Annotated in this window: 23 protein-coding genes and 1 tRNA gene; 11 read left to right on the top strand and 13 right to left on the bottom strand. The window is 69.9% G+C overall.

Going from position 1 to position 18,321, the window contains the following annotated elements; all coding sequences use genetic code 11:
• Positions 1 to 126: 126 nt before the first annotated feature.
• Together MRBLWS13_RS00835 and MRBLWS13_RS00840 are read left to right on the top strand one after the other, a co-directional pair.
• The gene (locus MRBLWS13_RS00835) at positions 127 to 861 is read left to right on the top strand and encodes a hemerythrin domain-containing protein (protein ID WP_349427203.1); all 735 of its coding nucleotides are present in this window, start codon (positions 127 to 129) and stop codon (positions 859 to 861) included.
• Positions 862 to 917: 56 nt separating this feature from the next.
• Positions 918 to 1,397: an SRPBCC family protein gene (locus MRBLWS13_RS00840; protein ID WP_349427205.1), complete on the top strand. Its 480-nt coding sequence runs from the start codon at positions 918 to 920 to the stop codon at positions 1,395 to 1,397.
• Here the strand turns inward: MRBLWS13_RS00840 and MRBLWS13_RS00845 are convergent.
• The 4 genes from MRBLWS13_RS00845 to MRBLWS13_RS00860 all read right to left on the bottom strand — a co-directional run bounded on the left by MRBLWS13_RS00845 (position 1,369) and on the right by MRBLWS13_RS00860 (position 5,027).
• Entirely contained in the window at positions 1,369 to 2,568 is a 1,200-nt protein-coding gene (locus tag MRBLWS13_RS00845) for a saccharopine dehydrogenase NADP-binding domain-containing protein (RefSeq protein WP_349427206.1), read from the bottom strand. The genes MRBLWS13_RS00840 and MRBLWS13_RS00845 overlap by 29 nt on opposite strands.
• 105 nt (positions 2,569 to 2,673) lie before the next feature.
• Positions 2,674 to 3,195: a DUF1697 domain-containing protein gene (locus MRBLWS13_RS00850; protein ID WP_349427207.1), complete on the bottom strand. Its 522-nt coding sequence runs from the start codon at positions 3,193 to 3,195 to the stop codon at positions 2,674 to 2,676.
• A gap of 93 nt (positions 3,196 to 3,288) precedes the next feature.
• The gene (locus MRBLWS13_RS00855) at positions 3,289 to 4,221 is read right to left on the bottom strand and encodes an alpha/beta hydrolase (protein ID WP_349427208.1); all 933 of its coding nucleotides are present in this window, start codon (positions 4,219 to 4,221) and stop codon (positions 3,289 to 3,291) included.
• 65 nt (positions 4,222 to 4,286) lie between these two features.
• A complete protein-coding gene (locus MRBLWS13_RS00860) occupies positions 4,287 to 5,027 on the bottom strand; it encodes an alpha/beta hydrolase (protein ID WP_349427209.1) in 741 nt (246 codons plus the stop codon).
• A gap of 179 nt (positions 5,028 to 5,206) precedes the next feature.
• Between MRBLWS13_RS00860 and MRBLWS13_RS00865 the strand changes: the two genes are divergently transcribed.
• From MRBLWS13_RS00865 to MRBLWS13_RS00880, 4 genes are all read left to right on the top strand, one after another.
• A complete protein-coding gene (locus MRBLWS13_RS00865) occupies positions 5,207 to 6,001 on the top strand; it encodes an NAD(P)H-binding protein (protein ID WP_349427210.1) in 795 nt (264 codons plus the stop codon).
• A gap of 23 nt (positions 6,002 to 6,024) precedes the next feature.
• Positions 6,025 to 6,933 carry an RNA polymerase sigma-70 factor gene (locus MRBLWS13_RS00870; protein WP_349427211.1) on the top strand — a complete coding sequence of 303 codons (909 nt, stop codon included), beginning with the start codon at positions 6,025 to 6,027 and terminating at the stop codon, positions 6,931 to 6,933.
• Positions 6,930 to 7,349, top strand: a complete 420-nt coding sequence (locus tag MRBLWS13_RS00875; protein WP_349427213.1) for a hypothetical protein — start codon at positions 6,930 to 6,932, stop codon at positions 7,347 to 7,349. The genes MRBLWS13_RS00870 and MRBLWS13_RS00875 overlap by 4 nt, the downstream gene beginning before the upstream one ends.
• 82 nt (positions 7,350 to 7,431) lie before the next feature.
• Entirely contained in the window at positions 7,432 to 8,190 is a 759-nt protein-coding gene (locus MRBLWS13_RS00880; RefSeq protein ID WP_349427215.1) for an SDR family oxidoreductase, read from the top strand.
• A 95-nt stretch (positions 8,191 to 8,285) separates the two neighbouring features.
• Here MRBLWS13_RS00880 and MRBLWS13_RS00885 read toward each other — a convergent pair whose 3' ends face one another.
• The 3 genes from MRBLWS13_RS00885 to MRBLWS13_RS00895 all read right to left on the bottom strand — a co-directional run bounded on the left by MRBLWS13_RS00885 (position 8,286) and on the right by MRBLWS13_RS00895 (position 10,527).
• Complete coding sequence (locus MRBLWS13_RS00885; protein WP_349427217.1) at positions 8,286 to 9,134, bottom strand: helix-turn-helix transcriptional regulator; 849 nt, start codon at positions 9,132 to 9,134, stop codon at positions 8,286 to 8,288.
• A 61-nt stretch (positions 9,135 to 9,195) separates the two neighbouring features.
• Positions 9,196 to 10,134 (bottom strand): SDR family oxidoreductase, encoded by a 939-nt coding sequence (locus MRBLWS13_RS00890; RefSeq protein WP_349427218.1) that lies wholly within the window; start codon positions 10,132 to 10,134, stop codon positions 9,196 to 9,198.
• 69 nt (positions 10,135 to 10,203) lie between these two features.
• The gene (locus MRBLWS13_RS00895; RefSeq protein ID WP_349427220.1) at positions 10,204 to 10,527 is read right to left on the bottom strand and encodes a hypothetical protein; all 324 of its coding nucleotides are present in this window, start codon (positions 10,525 to 10,527) and stop codon (positions 10,204 to 10,206) included.
• Positions 10,528 to 10,764: 237 nt separating this feature from the next.
• Here MRBLWS13_RS00895 and MRBLWS13_RS00900 point away from each other — a divergent pair, with 237 nt between their 5' ends.
• Positions 10,765 to 11,742 carry a zinc-binding dehydrogenase gene (locus MRBLWS13_RS00900; protein WP_349428948.1) on the top strand — a complete coding sequence of 326 codons (978 nt, stop codon included), beginning with the start codon at positions 10,765 to 10,767 and terminating at the stop codon, positions 11,740 to 11,742.
• A 13-nt stretch (positions 11,743 to 11,755) separates the two neighbouring features.
• On the opposite strand, the gene MRBLWS13_RS00905 is transcribed toward MRBLWS13_RS00900, so the two are convergent.
• Both MRBLWS13_RS00905 and MRBLWS13_RS00910 read right to left on the bottom strand, forming a co-directional pair.
• The gene (locus MRBLWS13_RS00905) at positions 11,756 to 11,971 is read right to left on the bottom strand and encodes a hypothetical protein (RefSeq protein WP_349427221.1); all 216 of its coding nucleotides are present in this window, start codon (positions 11,969 to 11,971) and stop codon (positions 11,756 to 11,758) included.
• Positions 11,965 to 13,470 (bottom strand): SDR family NAD(P)-dependent oxidoreductase, encoded by a 1,506-nt coding sequence (locus MRBLWS13_RS00910; protein WP_349427223.1) that lies wholly within the window; start codon positions 13,468 to 13,470, stop codon positions 11,965 to 11,967. The genes MRBLWS13_RS00905 and MRBLWS13_RS00910 overlap by 7 nt, the downstream gene beginning before the upstream one ends.
• A 64-nt stretch (positions 13,471 to 13,534) precedes the next feature.
• On the opposite strand from MRBLWS13_RS00910, the gene MRBLWS13_RS00915 reads away from it, so the two are divergent.
• Positions 13,535 to 13,987 (top strand): NUDIX domain-containing protein, encoded by a 453-nt coding sequence (locus tag MRBLWS13_RS00915; RefSeq protein WP_349428949.1) that lies wholly within the window; start codon positions 13,535 to 13,537, stop codon positions 13,985 to 13,987.
• Here the strand turns inward: MRBLWS13_RS00915 and MRBLWS13_RS00920 are convergent.
• The 3 genes from MRBLWS13_RS00920 to MRBLWS13_RS00930 form a co-directional block, all read right to left on the bottom strand.
• Positions 13,927 to 14,466 (bottom strand): YaeQ family protein, encoded by a 540-nt coding sequence (locus tag MRBLWS13_RS00920; protein WP_349427224.1) that lies wholly within the window; start codon positions 14,464 to 14,466, stop codon positions 13,927 to 13,929. The two genes, MRBLWS13_RS00915 and MRBLWS13_RS00920, sit on opposite strands and share 61 nt — an antisense overlap.
• Before the next feature lie 71 nt (positions 14,467 to 14,537).
• The gene (locus MRBLWS13_RS00925; RefSeq protein ID WP_349427226.1) at positions 14,538 to 15,122 is read right to left on the bottom strand and encodes a hypothetical protein; all 585 of its coding nucleotides are present in this window, start codon (positions 15,120 to 15,122) and stop codon (positions 14,538 to 14,540) included.
• A gap of 38 nt (positions 15,123 to 15,160) precedes the next feature.
• Positions 15,161 to 15,988, bottom strand: coding sequence for an inositol monophosphatase family protein (locus MRBLWS13_RS00930; RefSeq protein WP_349427227.1), 828 nt, complete (start codon positions 15,986 to 15,988; stop codon positions 15,161 to 15,163).
• Positions 15,989 to 16,081: 93 nt separating this feature from the next.
• Between MRBLWS13_RS00930 and MRBLWS13_RS00935 the strand changes: the two genes are divergently transcribed.
• Positions 16,082 to 16,157, top strand: a tRNA-Lys gene (locus tag MRBLWS13_RS00935).
• Positions 16,158 to 16,258: 101 nt separating this feature from the next.
• Here the strand turns inward: MRBLWS13_RS00935 and MRBLWS13_RS00940 are convergent.
• A complete protein-coding gene (locus tag MRBLWS13_RS00940) occupies positions 16,259 to 16,471 on the bottom strand; it encodes a hypothetical protein (RefSeq protein WP_349427228.1) in 213 nt (70 codons plus the stop codon).
• 248 nt (positions 16,472 to 16,719) lie between these two features.
• On the opposite strand from MRBLWS13_RS00940, the gene MRBLWS13_RS00945 reads away from it, so the two are divergent.
• Positions 16,720 to 17,286 (top strand): sigma-70 family RNA polymerase sigma factor, encoded by a 567-nt coding sequence (locus MRBLWS13_RS00945; RefSeq protein WP_349427229.1) that lies wholly within the window; start codon positions 16,720 to 16,722, stop codon positions 17,284 to 17,286.
• A complete protein-coding gene (locus MRBLWS13_RS00950) occupies positions 17,279 to 18,238 on the top strand; it encodes a hypothetical protein (RefSeq protein ID WP_349427231.1) in 960 nt (319 codons plus the stop codon). Before MRBLWS13_RS00945 ends, MRBLWS13_RS00950 begins: the two co-directional genes overlap by 8 nt.
• The last annotated feature ends 83 nt before the right edge of the window (positions 18,239 to 18,321 follow it).

An 18,321-nucleotide genomic window follows, 5' to 3' on the forward strand; every position in this document is an offset into this window, starting at 1 on the left:
GCCGGATGCCGCATGCGATCGCCTCGGGGTGATGTGCTGGGCCGCCGGCGGGTGTATCGTGCGGCTGTCTGCGCCCCTCGTTGCTGGCGAGCCCCGGCGTCGGCGGGGGACAACTGGGGGTACGACATGGCTGCCAAACTGCCGTCGTCAGGAGCGTTGCCTGAGGGGCAGCACGCGGGCTGTGACACGTCGGGCCTGATCCTCGTGCACCGCATCCTGCGCTGGCTCTATCGAGAGCTGCCGCTGCTGATCCGCGAGGTGGATGCCGGGGATGTCGAACGTGCGGCGATCGTCGGCCGGTACGCGCATCTCGATTTCTACGCGCTGCACATGCATCACGAGACCGAGGACATCGCGTTGTGGGACCGGCTCACGACGCGGGATCCGGGGTGCACGCTGCATGTCGACCAGATGCGCGCCCAGCACGCCGAGGTCGCCGCGCAGCTCGCCCGCATCGAGCCGCAGCTGGCGCCCTGGGTCGCCACCGCCGATCCCGGTCTTCGGGACGCGTTCGCTGGTGACATCGAGACGCTGCGCGACACTCTGGGGGCGCATCTCCAGCAGGAGGAGGACGACATCATGCCGGTCGCCGGGGCCGTGATGTCGCAGCAGGAGTGGGATTGGATGGAGAAGCACACGCGCGAGACGCTGTCCGCCCACCGCAAGGAGCTCGGCAAGGACGTCATGGCGCTGCAGGTCGGGCTGCTGATCGCGAGCGTGCCGGAGGGCGAGCGCGAGGAGTGGATGCGGGAGAACATCCCCGCGCCGATCCGGCTTCTGTATCTCCTGCTGATGAAGCGCAAGTACGAGCAGGCGATGCGGGAGCTGTATCCCGACCGCCCGGTGCCCGAGATGGTGTGACGACCATGTGGCGGCGCGTGAGCCTGGACGTGCGGCTCTCTCATCCTCCCGCGCGGGTGTTTCCGTACCTTGCCGATCCGGCGCGCTGGCCGGAGTTCGCACCGGCAGTGGAGTTCCGACAGCGGATCGGCGAGGGACTGCCGGAGATAGGGAGCCGCTGGTGGGCGGTCGATCGCATCCTCGGTCCCTTCAAGGTGCGCTTCGCCGACGTGCTCGAGGTCATCGAGCCCGAACACCGCGTGGTCTGGCACTCCACGTCGCCGTGGAACTCGCGGGTCGAGTACGTGTGCGTGCCAGAAGGCGAAGGCACGCGCGTTCTCGCCGACTACGCGGGCGACGTCGCGGGCTGGTTGCGTCTGGTGGCTCTGCTGCCGACCTTCGTCCTCAGGCGGATCCTGCTGCGGGACTTCCGCGGGCTGACGCGGGTGCTCGAGGCGGAAGACCGTCGCCTCACCGGCCCGCGCACCCCCGAGCGATCTCTTGCCTGGGGCCGGGTGCCCGCCGGGATCAGCTCAGCGGGGCGACATCCAGCGTGAATCGGTGAGCCCGCAACCGATCCGCCAGCCTCTCGCCCATGGCGACCATCGGCGTCAGCACGCCGGCGCGATCCGGGAGTTCGTCGAGCGCGAGGCTGAGCGCCGCCTCTGCCAGCATGATGCCGGTCCCGCCGTAGCCGGGATCAAACGGGGCCGCGACGCGGGCGCGCACCGGCTCGCCTTCGACGGGGTAGACGTCGACATCGAGGGCGAAGCGGCCCTGCTCGACGGCATTCCCACCCGGACCGGTGCCCGGTGCCGGAAGCACGCGATCGAGGATCGCCCGGGTCGGCGCGAACGACATGGCGCCCACGAACGCCGCCGTCCCGAGAACGAGCGCCCCCGCCGCAGCAAAGCCGGCGACGCCACGACCCGTCGTCACGACTTCGCGATACCGCATGAGCTGGCCGTAGCTCCAGCCCGTCAGGTAGTTGCTGCGCTGGACGATCTGCTGGTTGTAGGCGCCCATGACGAACGGCGCCTGCCACGTGCCGCGTTCCTTGCCCCACCCGTTGCCTGCGTGACCCGGCAGGCGGACGGTCGGACCGGGGGTGAGGGCGTAGGGGTTCGCGATGAGGCGCCGGACGGAGGCATCCGTCTTCGCCTCTCTCATCTGCTGACGAAGCGAGTCGATCGTCCCGCCGCTGATGCCGCCGCGCAGCGACCGCACCCGCAGCGTGGCAGCGACGATCGGCACACCGCCGACGGCTGCATGGGCGAGGCCGACGCCGAGGTCGGAGGGGATCGAGTCGAAGCCGCACGAATGGACGATCCTCGCGCCGCTCTTCTGCGCGACGTCGTGGTTGCGCTGGATGCTGCGCGCGACGAAGATGCTCTCGCCCGACAGGTCCGCGTACGAGGTGCCCGCCCGAGCGCATGCGGCGGCGACCTCCGTGCCGTAGCGCAGGTAGGGTCCGACCGTCGTCGCGACGACGGATGTCGACGCTGCCAGCCGAGCGACCGCGGTCTCGTCCGTCGTGTCCACCTCGATGATCGGCCAGTCGACGCCCAGTTCACGGCGAACGTCTTCCAGGCGGGAGCGCGATCGGCCGGCGAGTGCGACCCGCACGCCATCGGGCGCCGATCCTGCCAGGTGCCGCGCCACGAACCTGCCGACGAAACCCGTGGCACCGAGCAGGACGATGTCGTAGTCGCGGACGTTCTCGCTCATGTGACGCGAGCCTAGGTGCGCGAGGCCGGCGCCGACACCGGGTTGCGCACGACGGACCGACCGCCTAGGACGGCGCAACGGGATGCCGTGCCGTGCGACGGGGCCTCACGAACCGAAGCGGGCAACCAGCCGGATCAGCGTCGGCAGCCCTCGAGAAGTCGCCCGCTTTCCGGTGAGGTTCTCGAGCACGGGGGTCGCGTGGCCTTCGCCCTCGACCTCGTTGCGGACGAGAGCCCACCGCTGCCCGGCGTCGACGATGGAGCAGCGATACTCCGCCGCGAGGCTCGCCACGCGTGCATCGTGCGGGTCGATGCGGGTGCCGCTGTGCAGCGTGAACTCGAATCGGCGCGGTTCCGGCGTGCCGCCGTGCTCGTCGACGACCGCTCCCAGTTCGGACAGCGGGATCCAGAGAATCTCCCGCGCATGGCCCGACCGCGCCGCGACCGCGTCCGCCGCCTGTTCGACCACCGACGCCGGCTCGTCGGAGTCGAACAGGATGGTGCCGTTGCTCTGGAAGGTCTGGACGCCGGGGCATCCGGCGTCGGCGAACCCCGCCACGATGTCGCTCGTCGAGGGATGGCCACGCTGACCCTGATTGACGTTCCGCATGAAGGCGACGCACCGCATGCCCCGAGCGTAGAACCCCCGCCGCGCCGTCGTCGGCCGCACTCCCGCCGACGGCGAAGTCGGAACTGAGAAACGGCCGGAGTGCCGCGCGGTTCAGGGGGTTCCGGCGCCGTCGCCCGGCGGCTCGGCGACATCGAGGATGGCCTCGGCGAAGGCGTGCGGCGCTTCGGCGGGCAGGTGGTGTCCGGCATCCGGAATCTGTCGATGCTGGCGCGGGCCGGTGAAGAACCGGTCGTGCTGCGATCCGTCGGTCGCGGGGAAGTTGCCGTCGGCGGTGCCGTCGAGCGTGATTGTCGGCACGGTGATCGGCGGCAGCGCGGCGAGGCGCCGCTCGACGTCGACGTGCTGAGGTGCACCGGGTTCGAGGCCGAGCCGGTGTCGGTACGAGTGGATGACCACGTCGACGTAGTCGGGATTGTCGAACGCTGCGGCGGCGCGAGCCAGGTGGGCGTCGTCGAACGTCCAGGCGGGGGAGTTGCGGCGCCAGATGACGTCGGCGATCCCCCGCGGGTCCTGTGACAGGCCGGCGCGGCCGCGCTCGGTCGCGAAGTACCAGAAGTACCAGAATCCGGCCTCCAGACCGGGCGCGAGCGGGATGCCGGCTGCCGAGATGTCCTGGATCAGATAGCCGTTGACCGACACCAGCCCTCCCACACGCTCGGGCCAGAGCGCGGCGACGACGCAGGCGGCGCGGGCGCCCCAGTCGTAGCCCGCGAGGATGGGCTGCTCCAGCTGGAGGGCGTCGATGAATGCGAGCAGGTCGGCTCCGAGAGCCGCCTGCTGCCCGGAGCGGATGGTGCGTGCCTCGCGGAACGCCGTGGGCCCGTGCCCGCGAAGCGACGGGACGAGGACGCGGTAGCCGGCATCCGTCAGCAGCGGCACGACGTCCACGTAGCTGTGGATGTCGTACGGGAAGCCGTGGAGCAGCACGACCGGCTCGGCAGCGGGATCACCGGCGTCGATGTAGGCGACGGTGAGCTCGCCGGCGTCGATGGTGCGCAGCGGCGTGCGGAATGCGGTGAGCATGGGTTGCCTCTCGAGTGGGGCGGCGCCCCGGAGACCGGACCGTCGTCCGGGGCGCCGCGGGTCTGTCACGCTGCCGCGGTGAGGCTCGCCACGTAGGCCTTGGCCGCCTCGGCGATCGTCGCGGCGACCGCAGCGGGCTCCGACACCGAGATGGCGTGCGAGGCACCGGCGATCTCGTGGGTGCCTCGTGATGCGGCGCGCTCGGCACCGGCTCGGTGCACGGCCACCGGAATGTTGAGGTCCAGCTCGCCGAAGACATGCCACGACGGGATGTCGCGCCACGCCGGGTGCTCGGTCGGCAGACCCTCCGACAGCGCGGCCTGCGTGACCGGGCGCTGCGTGGCGGCCATCAGCGCGGCGACCTCGGTGGAGACGTCGGCGGCGAACTGGTGGTGGAAGAGCTCCGGACGGATGACGAACTCGTTGCCACCGCTCGAGACCGGGTACGCGGCGAGCGCGTCGCCGAGGGTGCTGCCGGGCGCGCTGTTCGACAGGTCGAACGCGCTCTGGCCGGTCTCGGGCACGAACGCCCCGACGTAGACGAGGCCGACGACAGCGGCGTTGCCCGCCGCCGCCTCCGTGATGACGAGCCCGGCGTACGAGTGGCCGACGAGGACGATCGGGCCGTCGATCGACGCCAGCACATCACGCACGTAGGCGGCGTCGCCGGCCAGGCTGCGCAGCGGGTTCGCGACGGCCACCGCGCGGACGTCGTGCTGCTGCAGCTGGGCGATGACGCCGTTCCACGAGGATGACTCGGCGAACGCGCCGTGGACGAGGACGATGGTGGGCTCCTGCTCGGACATGTCTGTTCCTTTCGAGGGTGGACGAGGGATGTTGTCAGCCAAGACCGGCCGCGGCGGGCAGTTGTGACCGCCGGAAGCGAAATGCGACGAAACAGGGAAACGTGTCACAGATCGCGACGGCGTCCGGTCTCAGCTGGAGACGTGCGCTTCCCGCGCGCGATGAACAGAGAGGGTTCGACATGAGGATCGCTGTCATCGGGGGAACCGGGCTGATCGGCTCACGGGTCGTGGCCGGACTGCGGGCGACCGGGCACGACGTCGTCGTCGTCGCACGGGCGGTCGGCGTGAACTCGTTCACGGGGGAGGGTCTGGCCGACGCGCTCGCCGGAGTCGAGACCATCGTCGACGTGTCGAACTCGTCCTACACCGATGAGGCGGGTGCCCGCGAGTTCTTCAACGGATCGACCCTGAACCTTCTCACCTACGGCGATGCCGCCGGGGTACGGCACCATGTCGTCCTGTCGGTCGTCGGAACCGACCGCCTCGCCCGCTCGGAAGGCGGGTACTTCCAGGCCAAGGCCGAGCAGGAGCGTCTCCTGACGGCCTCGGGCCGTCCGTTCACGATCGTGCACGCGACGCAGTTCTTCGAGTTCATCCGCAGCATCACGGATGCCGCCACCCGCAGCGGCATCGCACACGTCGCCGACGCACTCATCCAGCCGATGGCGGCCGACGATGTCGCCGCGGCGGTCGCGCGTGCCGCCCTCGCTCGTCCGACCTGTGGGGTCACGGAGCATGCCGGCCCCGAGGTGTTCGAGCTCGGCTACCTCGCCGAGCGCGAGCTGCGGTTCCGCCGCGATGAGCGAGAGGTCGTCGCCGACCCGCTCGCGACGTACTTCGGTGCGCAGCTCGATCGCTGGGAGCTGCTGCCCGGCCACGAAGCGACCATCGCGTCGACCCGATTCCACGACTGGCAGGTGGCTCCGCACGCGGGCGACGACCTCCTTCTGCCGGCCGCTGCGGGCGTACGCTGAGCGCGGCGAGAGGAGCGGCGGGCATGACCGAACAGACGTCGGAGACCGGCGAGCAGATCGACGACATCGTGCAGGCGGTCGCCGTCTTCGACCAGCACCGGCGCCGCATCTTCGGCATCGCGTACCGCATGCTCGGCACGGTGGCCGACGCCGAGGACATCGTTCAAGAGACCTGGATCCGGTGGCAGAACGCGGATCGTGCCGACATCCGCGAGCCCGCCGCGTTCCTCGCGACGGTCGCGACGCGGCTCTCGATCAATGCAACCCAGTCCGCACACGCGCGTCGTGAGACGTACATCGGGCCGTGGCTGCCGGAGCCTGTCAACACCGACGACGACCCGGCTCTCGGCGCCGAACGCGGCGAAGCGCTGCAGTTCGCCATCCTCCTCGTGCTCGAGAAGCTCTCGCCGACCGAACGCGCCGCGTACATCCTGCGGGAGGCGCTCGACTACCCGTACGAGCGAATCGCCGATGTCATCGGCGCCACCGTCGCGAGTGCCCGTCAGCTCGTCAGCCGTGCTCGCAAGCACCTCGCGTCGGCCCGCAAGGCGGAGGTCGCCGCCGCCGAGCAGCGGCGCCTGCTCGAGGCGTTCCTGGTCGCTGCGCAGAAGGGTGACGTGACGGGCCTCGAGCGGCTGTTCGCCGAGGATGTCGTGAGCACCACCGACGGCAACGGCGTCAAGCTGGCGGCCCGCATTCCGGTGGCCGGCCGCAGCCGCGTCGCGAAGTTCGTCGCCGCGTTCTCGAGCCACTTCTGGATCGGCAAGACCGTCGACTGGGTCCATCTCAACGGACAGCCCGCGGCGACGATCTCCGAGGACGGGGTCGTCACCACCGTGGCGATGATCACGGCGTCGGCGGACGGCATCCGTCAGATCCACTGGGTGATGAGCCCGGACAAGCTCGGGCACGTCGCCCAGGTCGGGGCGTGACCAGCCCACGTCGCGCGTCGTGGCTGCACGTCTTCCCGCGGGGTTCGAGGGCGAGCGCCGTGCAGCACGATCGCGTCGCGCACGCGCTCGTTGCGGCCGCAGCGACGGGCGACCCGTGTGAGCTGCGACGAATGATGCACGCCGGCGTCGAGTTGACCGTCGACGGCGGCGGAGTCGTGGCCGCACCGCCGGCGGCGCTTCGCGGTGCGCGGGAGGTCACCCGGTACCTGTCCGGTGTGCTGCTCGGCCCCGAGGTGTCGCTGCGCATCGCGTCGGTGAACGGGGTGCCCGGACTCGTCGTGTGCCGTAGCCGGGTGGTGACCGGGGTCCTGGGTATCCGTGTGCGCAGGCGTCTCGTCGTGCAGGCATGGCTCGTCGTGAACCCCGACAAGCTCAGTCGTTGGCGCGTCGACTGACCCCGCTGTCACAGATCGAGCGCCTGCCCTGTCGTAGCTGATGAGCGCACACCTCCCGCGCTCCTCGAACGAAAGGCACATCATGGCAAAGGTCGTCGTCATCGGAGGCTCCGGGCTCATCGGCTCGAAGGTCGTCGCGAAGCTCACCGAACACGGGCACGAGGCCGTCCCCGCGTCGCCGAACTCGGGCGTCAACACCATCACCGGCGAGGGCCTCGCCGAGGTGCTTCAGGGCGCGGATGTCGTCGTCGACGTGTCGAACTCGCCTTCGTTCGCACCCGACGACGTGATGCAGTTCTTCACCACTTCGACGAACAACCTCGTCGCGGCTTCGCGGGAGGCGGGCGTCGGACACTACGTGGCCCTCACGATCGTCGGGACCGATCGGCCCAACGACATCGACTACTTCGCGGCCAAGACGGCGCAGGAGAAGCTCATCCGTGAGTCGGGCATCCCGTACTCGCTCGTGCACGCGACGCAGTTCTTCGAGTTCATCGGCGGCATCGCCGCGGTGTCGGGCAAGGACGACGGCATCCACCTGCCGAACAACCTCATGCAGCCGATCGCCGCGGAGGACGTCGCGACGGCCGTCGCGCGCACCGCAGCCGGTGGGCCGTTGAACGCCGACATCGAGATCGCAGGGCCCGAGGTCATGGGACTCGACGAGCTGGTGCGCCGCGGGCTGGCGTTCCGTGGCGACCCGCGCCAGGTCGTGACCGACCCCGAGGCCCCCTACTTCGGCGCGCGCATGCACGAGCGCACGCTCATGCCGGTGGAGGGTGTGCAGGTGTTCGGCACGACGCTGGACGAGTGGCTGCCGGCGAACCCGCCGCGCGACTGAACCCGGCAACGGATCGTCGACCGCAGGCGGACGAAACGCCCCGGGTCTCGGGGCGTTTCGTCTCGCCCGCCCCTCGCCAGCCTCGCGGCGACGTCTCAGCGGCCCGCCGCGAGCTGCTGTGTGCCGATCACCGACAGCAGCTGCAGCCGGTCGTAGCTCTCGGTGCCCGGGGTGGCGGTGAGAACCAGCAGCGTCTGGCCCTGTTCGGGATCGACGAGGAACTGGCAATGCATGTCCATCACGCCGACTTCGGGGTGCTGCAGCCGCTTCTCCCGCGGGTGCGTGGAGCGCACCTCGTGCGCCTCCCAGAGCTGTGCGAACTCGGGGCTCTCGGCGAGCAGCGCGTCGACCATAGCGCCGGCGCGCGAGCTGGCGCCGAACTTCGCGTAGGCAGTGCGGATGTCGGCCGTGAAGGCCCGCGAGTGCATCGGGTGGTCTTCCACGGGGTAGACATCCCGGGCCGACGGATCCAGGAACCAGCGGTAGCCGACGCTGCGCATGTACCCGTCGAAGCGGGTCTCATCGCCGAACAGTGCGCGGGCCGCGGGGGTCTGGGCGAGGGTCTCGCCGAACTCGGTCATCACCTGGGCGGGCGTGTCGGCGAGGCGGTCGAGCACGCGCATGAGGCCGGGCGATACGTGCTCGCTGCGCAGCGTCCGCGTCGGCGCGGTGTGACCGGCGAGGCGGAACAGGTGGTCGCGCTCGTCGAGCGTCAGCCGCAGGCCTCGAGCGATGGCGGCGAGCATCTGCTCGGACGGTTGCGGCCCGCGGGCCTGTTCCAGCCGGCTGTAGTAGTCCGAGGACATGTCGCAGAGCGCGGCGACCTCCTCGCGGCGCAGACCCGACGTGCGCCGCCGAGGCCCACGCCGGAGCCCGACGTCTTCAGGCTGGAGGGCTTCGCGACGTCGACGCAGGAAGTCGGCGAGCTGTGCTCTGTCCATCATCCGAGTCTGCGGCATCCGTCGGTCCGTAGCCAGGGATCGCGGATCCCTCCGTGGACGGCGGTCACGCCGGCACTCGCACGCCGGTGAGCTGCTCCGACAGCTCCCAGATGCGCCCCCCATCGGCCTCGCTCTGCAGCCGAGAGTACAGCGGCTGCTCGGCCGGCAGTCCGCTCAGGTGGCGGAAGCCCTTGGGTCCGTAGAGACGCCCGCCGCGTGCATCGGGGCTCGTCGCCGCATGAACGGCCGACAGCGCCGCAGAGGACGGGGTGCCGACGAGGATGCCGCGCCGCGACATCGCCCGGATGAACTTCACCGCCGTGGTGTCGTCGGGCCGGCCCATCCCGGGCTGCGCGGACAGCAGGTTCGTCGGCGTGATCCCGGGGTGCGAGAGGTTGCTGCGCAGGCCCCAGCCCGCGGCATCCGACCGCCGCTGCAGCTCCATCGCGAACAGGCCGAACGCGATCTTCGACGAGCTGTACGCCTTCATCGGGTCGTAGCCGTGCTGCCAGTTCGGGTCGTCCCAGTTGACGGCGCCCTGATCGGCGGCGATGCTCACCTGGCTGGTGATGTGTGCGCGTCCGGCGCGGAGGAGGGGCAGCAGCCGTGCGACGAGCGCGAAGTGCCCGAGGTGGTTGGTCGCGAGCTGCAGCTCGAATCCGTCGGCGGACAGCTGCCGAGTGGGCGGGTTCATGACACCCGCGTTCGCGATGAGAAGGTCGATCGGCCGCCCGTCGGCCAGGAGCCGATCGGCGAGGGACGACACCGACTCGAGCGACGACAGATCCAGCGGCAGGACACGGATGTCGGCATCCGGCGTCCGCTCGCGGATCCGCGCCGCGGCGGTCTCGCCCTTCTGCGGGCTGCGGACCGGCATGAGGACGCCGGCGCCGGCGCGCGCGAGGCGTGCGGCGATCTCGAAGCCGACGCCGTCGCTCGCGCCGGTGACGAGGGCGAGTCTGCCGGTGAGGTCGGGAACGGGGATGTCGAGGGTCTTCGGCATGAGGGAGGCTCCTTGTTCGAGGGGTTGCCTCCATGCTCTTGCGTCCGCCGCGGCGGATTCAGGGCGCTGTCATCCGGGGACTGACGATCCCTGGGTATGGACGCGGATCCGGCCAGGGAGGAAGGGCAGCGCCGGTGCCTGATATCGCAGAGCCGGCGCATGGTGGGGCTCGAGGGCGAACTCGGCCTGCCCGAAGCGCCACATCCGGTTGAACAGGAACACCCCGACCACGACGGTCTCGTCCGCCGGGACCTGCCAGGTGCCCAGTCCCCACTGGGCCGGCTGGCCGCGGCCCGCGATCACGAGCGTCGGCTTGATGCGGGCGTAGAGGGCGAACCAGGGCCTGTGCAGGGTCAGTTGGATGCGGCGCGTGCCGTGAGGGGGTGTGCTCATGGCGATCAGGCCGGGAGCACGCAAGCGTGCATGTCGCCGTGTGTGTCTCGTGTGCTCATTCCCGGGTCGCCTCTCGTCGTTCGCTCTCAGGCTAACCGTCGGCCGGGCGGGCGATGTCCGCGGACCGGTCGACGGCTCGTCGCGACGGGCGAGGGGGAATGAGTTCGAGGGATGCTGGGCTATAACACCGAGTGGCTGCTCGATCCGGCAGCCATGAATCTCGTTAGGAGCACCACCGTGCGCGCACTCATCCATTCCACCTTCGGCGACGCGACCGACGTTCTGGAGGTCGCGGAGCGACCGCTCCCCGAGCCCGGCGCGGGTCAGGTGCGGGTGCGTACGGTGCTCTCCCCGATCCACAACCACGACCTCTGGACGATCCGCGGCACCTACGGCTTCAAGCCCGAGCTGCCCGCCGGCGCCGGAACCGAGGCCTATGGCGTCGTCGATGCGCTCGGCGAGGGCGTCGAGCAGCTGCAGGTCGGGCAGCGCGTGACCACGGGCGGCACGTTCGGAGTCTGGAGCGAGTTCTTCGTGACCAAGGCTGCCGGTCTCGTTCCCGTCCCGGACTCCATCGACGATGAGACCGCCGCGCAGCTCATCTCCATGCCCTTCAGTGCGCTGAGCCTGCTCGACTACCTGGACGTGAAGCCGGGGGACTGGATCGTGCAGAACACCGCCAACGGCGCTGTCGGCAAGCTTGTGGCGCAGTTCGCGGCGGCGCGCGGCGTGCACGTCCTCGGACTCGTGCGGCGCGACGCGGGCGTGACGGAGCTGGCCGGGCTCGGCATCCATGATGTCGTCTCCACCGAATCCGACGGCTGGCGCGAGCGGGCCGCAGAGATTCTGGGCGAGAATGCGCCGCGCGCAGCGGTGGACTCGGTCGGCGGCGACGCCGCCGGCGACCTCCTGTCGCTGCTCGGCGAGGGCGGCACACTGGTCTCGTTCGGCTCCATGGGGTCGAGCACCCTGAAGCTGTCGGCCGGCGACCTGATCTTCAAGCAGGCGACGGTGAAGGGCTTCTGGGGCAGCACGGTGAGCCGGACGATGGATGCCGCCACCCGCGGCGCGCTGTTCGCCGAGCTGGTGCAGCGCATCGGGTCGGGCGAGGTCGCGCTCCCGGTGGATGCCGTCTACTCCTTCGAAGAGGCGCGGTCCGCCGCCGCGGCGAGCGCCGTGCCCGGACGCTCCGGCAAGGTGCTGCTGCGGTTCTGAGCGACGGCGTGGCTCAGAACGCTGCCGCCCGCCGAGGTGCGGGCGGCGGCGGCACTTCCTTCGCCGCGATGATCGCGCCCCGCGGAATGCGCTCGACGCCGCGCTTGCCGTCGACGACCACGGTCTCGGCATCCGCGCTCAACAGCTCGCCGAGCGCGTCCGTCGCCTGCCCGGTCGGCAGCAGGTACCGCACGACCACGCGGTGACCCGGCTCGGGCAGGTTCACCATGCGCCGGGGGCGTAGTCCTTGAGGAACACGCCGAACAGGTCTTCGCCCGCCTCGCCGCGCACGATCGGGTCGTAGACCCGCGCGGCGCCGTCGACGAGGTCGAGGGGCGCGTGAAAGCCCTCCTCGGCCAGACGCACCTTGGTCGGGTGCGGGCGCTCGTCGGTGATCCAGCCCGTGTCGACGCTCGTCATCAGGATGCGATCGGTCTCGAAGAGCTCGCGCGCGCTCGTGCGGGTGAGCATGTTGACGGCGGCCTTGGCCATGTTGGTATGGGGATGCCCCGGCCCCTTGTACCCGCGATTGAAGACGCCCTCCATCGCGCTCACGTTCACGATGTACGTGCGGCGCGCAGTGCTGGCCGCCATCGACGGCCGCAGCTTGGAGACGAGCAGGAACGGCGCGGTCGTGTTCGCCAGCTGCACTTCGAGCATCTCGAGCGGGTCGACCTCGTCGACGCTCTGCACCCACGAGTTGGTGTGCTCGAGGTCGGGGATCAGCCCGCCGGCGTCGATCGCCGTGCCTGCGGCGAGGCGTTCGAGCGAGCTGGATCCGGCGGACATGGCCTGTTCGGTCAGCTCGTCGGCGCGAGCGGCTGCCGCGGCGAGGATCGGGTGGGCGGTCACCGAGCGCTCCAGCGCCTGCGGGTGCCGGTCGTTGGTGTGGCCGAACGTGACGAGCTCGGGCAGCGGCCCGTCCGGCAGAGGCGCGAGCTCGGCATCCACGAGCGGCTGATACGCGCCCGGCGAACGGCGTACCGTCTGGGTGGCGTTGTTGATGAGGATGTCGAGCGGGCCGGCGGCCGCGACATCCTCCGCCAAGCCGATCACCTGCGCGGGATCACGCAGGTCGATGCCGACGATCTTGAGCCGGTCGATCCACTCCGGCGCGTCGGGCAGGCTGCTGAAGCGGCGCACGGCATCGCGGGGGAAGCGGGTGGTGATCGTCGTATGCGCGCCGTCGCGGAGCAGCCTCAGGGCGATGTACATCCCGATCTTCGCCCGCCCGCCGGTGAGCAGCGCGCGCTTGCCGGTCAGATCGGTGCGGGCTTCGCGCTTGGCGTGGCTCATCGCCGCGCAGGTCGGGCAGAGCTGGTGGTAGAACGCGTCGACCACGGTGTACGGCTGCTTGCAGATGTAGCAGCCGCGGGCCTTGAGGAGAGTGCCGGCGGTGGGGGCGGTCGTCGCCGTCGAGATCGGGATGCCGCGCGTCTCGTCGTCGATCCGGTCGGGCGCCCCGGTTGCCGTGGCGGCGACGACCGCACGGTCGGCCTGCGCGATCGCGTCGCGGATCTCACGCCGCCGCACCTTCTTCACGGCCTTGAACATCGCCGCGGTGGCACGGCGGACGGCGACGAAGTCGGGGTGCGTCTCGTCGAGGCCCGCCATGTTGTCGAGCACGCGCAGAGTGGTCGCGAGATCGTCCGGGTCGATGCCGCTCGGCGGCAGGTCGGAGGGGGCGGAGGAATCGGGAAGCACACGTGATTCTACGCCGGGCGCCATGCGCGGTAGCTGTTAGCGTGCCTTCGTGACCACTTCGGATGCCGCCCCGACCCGCGCCCGCAGCATCCGTGTCTCGGCTGCGGTCATCGTCAACGAACGCGACGAGCTGCTGCTGGTGCGCAAGGCCGGCACGACGGCGTTCATGCAGCCCGGCGGCAAGCCCGAGCCTGGCGAGTCGCCGAGCCAGACGCTGAGCCGCGAGCTGTGGGAGGAGCTGGGGATCTCGGTCGATGCGGAAGCGCTGCGGCCGCTCGGCTCGTACACCGCCGCGGCGGCCAACGAACCAGGATTCCTGGTGGTCGCCGACGTGTTCGCCACCGACATCGGGGCGCAGCAGCCGGTGATCGGCGCCGAGATCGAAGAGCTGCGGTGGGTCACGCGAGAGGACGCCGACGGACTCGAGATCGCACCGCTGGCGCGCGAGAACTTCCTCCGGGCTGAGCCGCGATACCGAGGTCAGGCGGCCGGCTGCGTGTGCACGTCGGTCTCGAAGCTCGTCGCGTTGAGGTCCAGGTAGATCCGCCGCTCCGTGATCGACACGGTCATCGTGTTGCGCCGCTCGAGCACGGCCGTGGCCGCGTCGACGAAACCCGGGTCGAAGCTGTGGAGCAGGATCTCGTCGCCGCGGTGGATCCGCTTCCCGGCCCACGGCGCGGCGACCTTCGCCGGATCGCGGTGCGTGTAGACCCTGGTGCGCTCGGCCTGCATGCTGCCGGTGTGCAGGCGCGTGGCATCCGGAGCCCCCACCTCGATCCAGGCGACAAGGGCACCGGTGAGGTCGCGCACGAGCACCGCCGGCTCGTCGGTGGCCGAGACGCCCTCGCTGAACGCGATGCCCTCCTCGTACTCGAGGCAGTAGGCCAGCACCCGGGTGAGCATGAAGGCGTCGGTCTCGGACGGATGCCGCGCCACGCGGACCGACAGATCCTCGTAGACCCCCCGATCGACGTCGGCCAGCTGAACTGCAAAGGTGTACATCGTCGCGCCGACTGCCATAGCGTTCGAGCCTACGCGGTGCGCACGCCGGGTCCGATCGTGCTCGCTCGCTCAGCGAGCGCGGACGGACGTCAGCCCTTCGGCCACTCGATCAGCAGCAGACCCTGCTTGGTGTCGGAGACGGTCACGTGGCCGCTCGCGAAGAAGTACGTCATGCCGTATCCCTCGGCATCCGGTGCGATCGCCGTCTCGGCGCTCTCGGTGATGTAGACACCCGCGGCATCGTCTTCGCGCACCCAGCCCTGCGCGACGAGCTCATCCTGCGCGTCGGCGGCCTCGTCCTCGGAGATCGGGGCCCAGCCGAACATCGCCCCGTGGTCACCGGCGGGGCCCTCGAAGTCGGCCCACATGCACTGCAGGCCGTCCTCGATCTCGGTGCTGCCGATGTAGAGCGGCGACGCCTGCGAGGTCCAGCCGACACTCTCGTAGTCGGCGACGACCGAAGGCCCGATAAGCGTGTCGCACGTCGGATCTTCGGCGGCCCCGGCCTCAGGCTCGGGATCGGGGGTGGCCGACGGCTCGGGAGCGGCGGTTGTCGGCGTGGCCGCGTTGCCCGTCTCCTCTGGTGCGGCTTCCGGATCGGCGGCGCACGCCGACAGGAGGACCGCGGACAGGACGAGGGCGGCAGCGGCGCCGAGGATGCGAGGGGCAGGCATCGGTGAAGTCTCCGTGGGGGAAGGGAGGCGGGTGGGTGTCAGGGGGAGTGGAGCAGGTCGAGATACGCGTCGTGGAGGACGCCGTTCGTAGCGAGGGACGAGCCTTCGGCCAGCGAATCACGGCCGTCGAACGACGTGAACCTGCCGCCCGCCTCCGTCACGATCGGCACCAGCGCGGCGATGTCGTACTCCTTGACGCCGAACTCGGCGACGAACTCGAGGCGGCCCTCGGCGAGCAGCATGTACGGCCATGCGTCGCCGTAGCCGCGGTCACGCCACACCGACGACGTGAGTCGTTCGAGGGCATCGAGCTTGCCGGCATCCCGCCACTGTCCGATGCTCTGGAAGCTCACGCTGGAATCGGCGATCGCATCGACCGCCGACACGCCCAGACGCCGGGTGCCTCCTGACGGCGTGGTGGTCCAGGCGCCGAGCCCCGTGGCCGCCCACCAGCGCCGGCCGATCGCGGGCTGGCTCGCCACTCCCACGCGCGGCACGCCGTCGATCGCGAGGGCGATCAGGGTCGTCCACATCGGGATGCCCTTGAGGTAGTTGGCGGTGCCGTCGATCGGATCGATGATCCACTGCCGGTTCGAGTCGCCCGTGATCCCGTACTCCTCGCCGAAGACACCGTCGGCGGGACGCTCGGTCTCGAGCAGCGCTCGCAGGGCCCGCTCGGTCGCGAGATCCGCCTCGGTCACGTGGCTGGCGTCGGCCTTCAACCGGATGTCGAGATCCGCGGCATCGAAGCGGGACATGGAGGCCGCGTCCGCAGCGTCCGCCAGCCGCAGCGCCAGCTCGAGGTCGGGCCCCAGATCTCCCTCGAACGGCGTGTCGAACGTCGACGAGGGGGGAGTGGTGGGCACGGGTCAAGGATAGCCGGGGCGTTCCCGTCTCGATTTCACGAGACGCGATCGTGATGCTAATGTTGGTCCTCGGTTCGCCACGTTGTGAACTACGCACCTCTAGCTCAATCGGCAGAGCAACTGACTCTTAATCAGTGGGTTCTGGGTTCAAGTCCCAGGGGGTGCACCAGACAAGAAGCCCGGTAGCTCGTTGCAGACGAGGTGCCGGGCTTCTGTCTTTCCGGGCGACGGATTCAGCGACCACACTCTCCGAGCCGCAGCAGTCCCCACCTAGCGAGCTGAGCGGTACTGGACGGCTGTGTTGACGCTGACGGCTGTCACGGCGGCCGCGAGGGCGAGAAGCGCGAACGGAAGCCGGCCTGTTGCCCCGAACAGCAACGGAAGGGCGATGCCGAGCCATGCGCCGACCGCGAGGAACAGGGCGAAGAGAGTCCAGAGCAGGTATCCGACGACTGTCGTGGTCGATGAACGGTTGTCTGTCATGGCTCTCCAATCGAGTGACTACCTGATCGAATGTGACAGGTCTCCTCGCCGCTGGGGTGGGCGCTCGCGAGGGCCTTTTGCGCGAACGGCCGATTCCTTACAGACCTTCTCCGTGACCTCTTATCAAGGTGCTGTGGGGCCGAGTGGCAGGTTACGGTGGCCGTAAAGCGGCCCTCGCCCGACCGGATGATCATGTTCGACGTCATTGACTTCACTCGCGACCCTGGTGGTCTCGGTGTGGTCTTGTGGTGTCGCGCGTGATGATGTCGGAACGGCTGGTGCGGCTTGTGTCGTCGAAGCCCGACTCCGCTGCGCGGAAGGAGGCTGCGTTCGCGGCTCTGTTCGAGCACTTCTGGGTTCGGGTGAGGCGACACGTCGAGGCGTTCGTCGACGATGGGGACGAGGTCGACGAACTGGTGTCGGACGTGTTCGGGTTGGCCTGGGAGAAGCTCAAACCGGACCGGCCGATGGGGTTGCCGTGGCTGCTGCGCACCGCGGACAACAAGGTGCGGGATCGGGACCGTCGGGCGAGGTCCCGGTCTCGCGCCATCGATGCGCTGGTGCAGGGAGCGGCCGTGCAGCCCGGCTCGTTGGATGACTTGGACAAGGTGGCGGTGCGAGATGCCGTCGCCTCCCTTTCCGGCCACGAACGCCGGGTGGTGATTCTGACGTACTGGGATGAGCTGTCCGCCGGGGAGATTGCGGAGACGTTGCGCTGCAGTCCGGGGTCCGTGTGGACGACGCTGAGTCGGGCGCGCGGGAAGCTGCGGGACCAATTGGGGTTGACGGCGGACGGAGGTGAGGATGATGAATGACGACGACCGGCTGACAGCGATGCTGCGTGCTTCGAATCCGGCACGCACGCCGCTGGATGCCGGACCGGACGCGGCGGCGCTGGCGGTGCGTGACCGGATCATGGGTGCCGGGCATGTCCGTCCGCGCGTGCTTCCGCGAGTGATGTGGGCGGCAGCTGCGGCGTTCGTGGTCATCGCTGTTGCGGCGGTGTCGATCCTTGTTCCGCGTGCGCCTGCGGCGGCGGTGACCCCCGCCCCGATCGCTTTCACCTCCGGCGGCACTGTCGAGGAGGTCGTCCGCATGGCCGAGGAGAAGCTGGCTGCGGCTCCGGGACCTGAGGTGCCGTCGAGGTTCGCGCGGTCGGAGTCGTGGGGTTTGTCGGTCGATGTGGATGAGCAACGGTCCGAGATCGTCCCGCAGGTGATGACCTTGGAGTGGAACCCCGACCTGTCGGGTCGCATGACGGTCGTCGCGGGGGAGCCCTACTGGCCTGCGGGCGCCGCCCGACAGGGTGAGGGAGAGGCCACCGCGCCCGGCGAGATTCTCTCGGAGATGGAGTTCGCAGCCGGGCAGTGGAACACGCCGGTCGTGGATCTCCCGGGCGCATCCCGCGAAGACATGTTCGCGTTGCTGACCGCGTTCGGGATGCCGGAGTCGCCGACGGCGAGCGACGTGATCCAGGCGGTGACAGGAGTGTTCGAGCAGTGGACGCTCACGAACGAGCAGCAGGGGCAGCTGCTGCGTATCCTCGAGGAGTCCGGCGGGATGACCGTCCTCGGATCGGGAACGGACCGTGCTGGCCGAGATGTGGTCGGCCTGGAGACGACGTCGATCTTCCCGGGTGTGGAGGACATGGTGCTGATCTCCGCGGAGACGGGCCGCATCGTCGGCGTCGAGTCGACGCGTGTGACTCCGGACGGGATCGTCCCGGCCGGGGCGGTGATCTCGTACCGGATGTGGGGCACCGATTGACGGGAAGCGGAGATGATGGGCAGTTCACGCGCAAGGCTTGCAGCGATCGGGGCGGTAGCCGCCGTGTTGATCGGCGTGCTGGG

It is taken from the genome of Microbacterium sp. LWS13-1.2, from assembly GCF_040144835.1.
GTDB lineage: Bacteria > Actinomycetota > Actinomycetes > Actinomycetales > Microbacteriaceae > Microbacterium.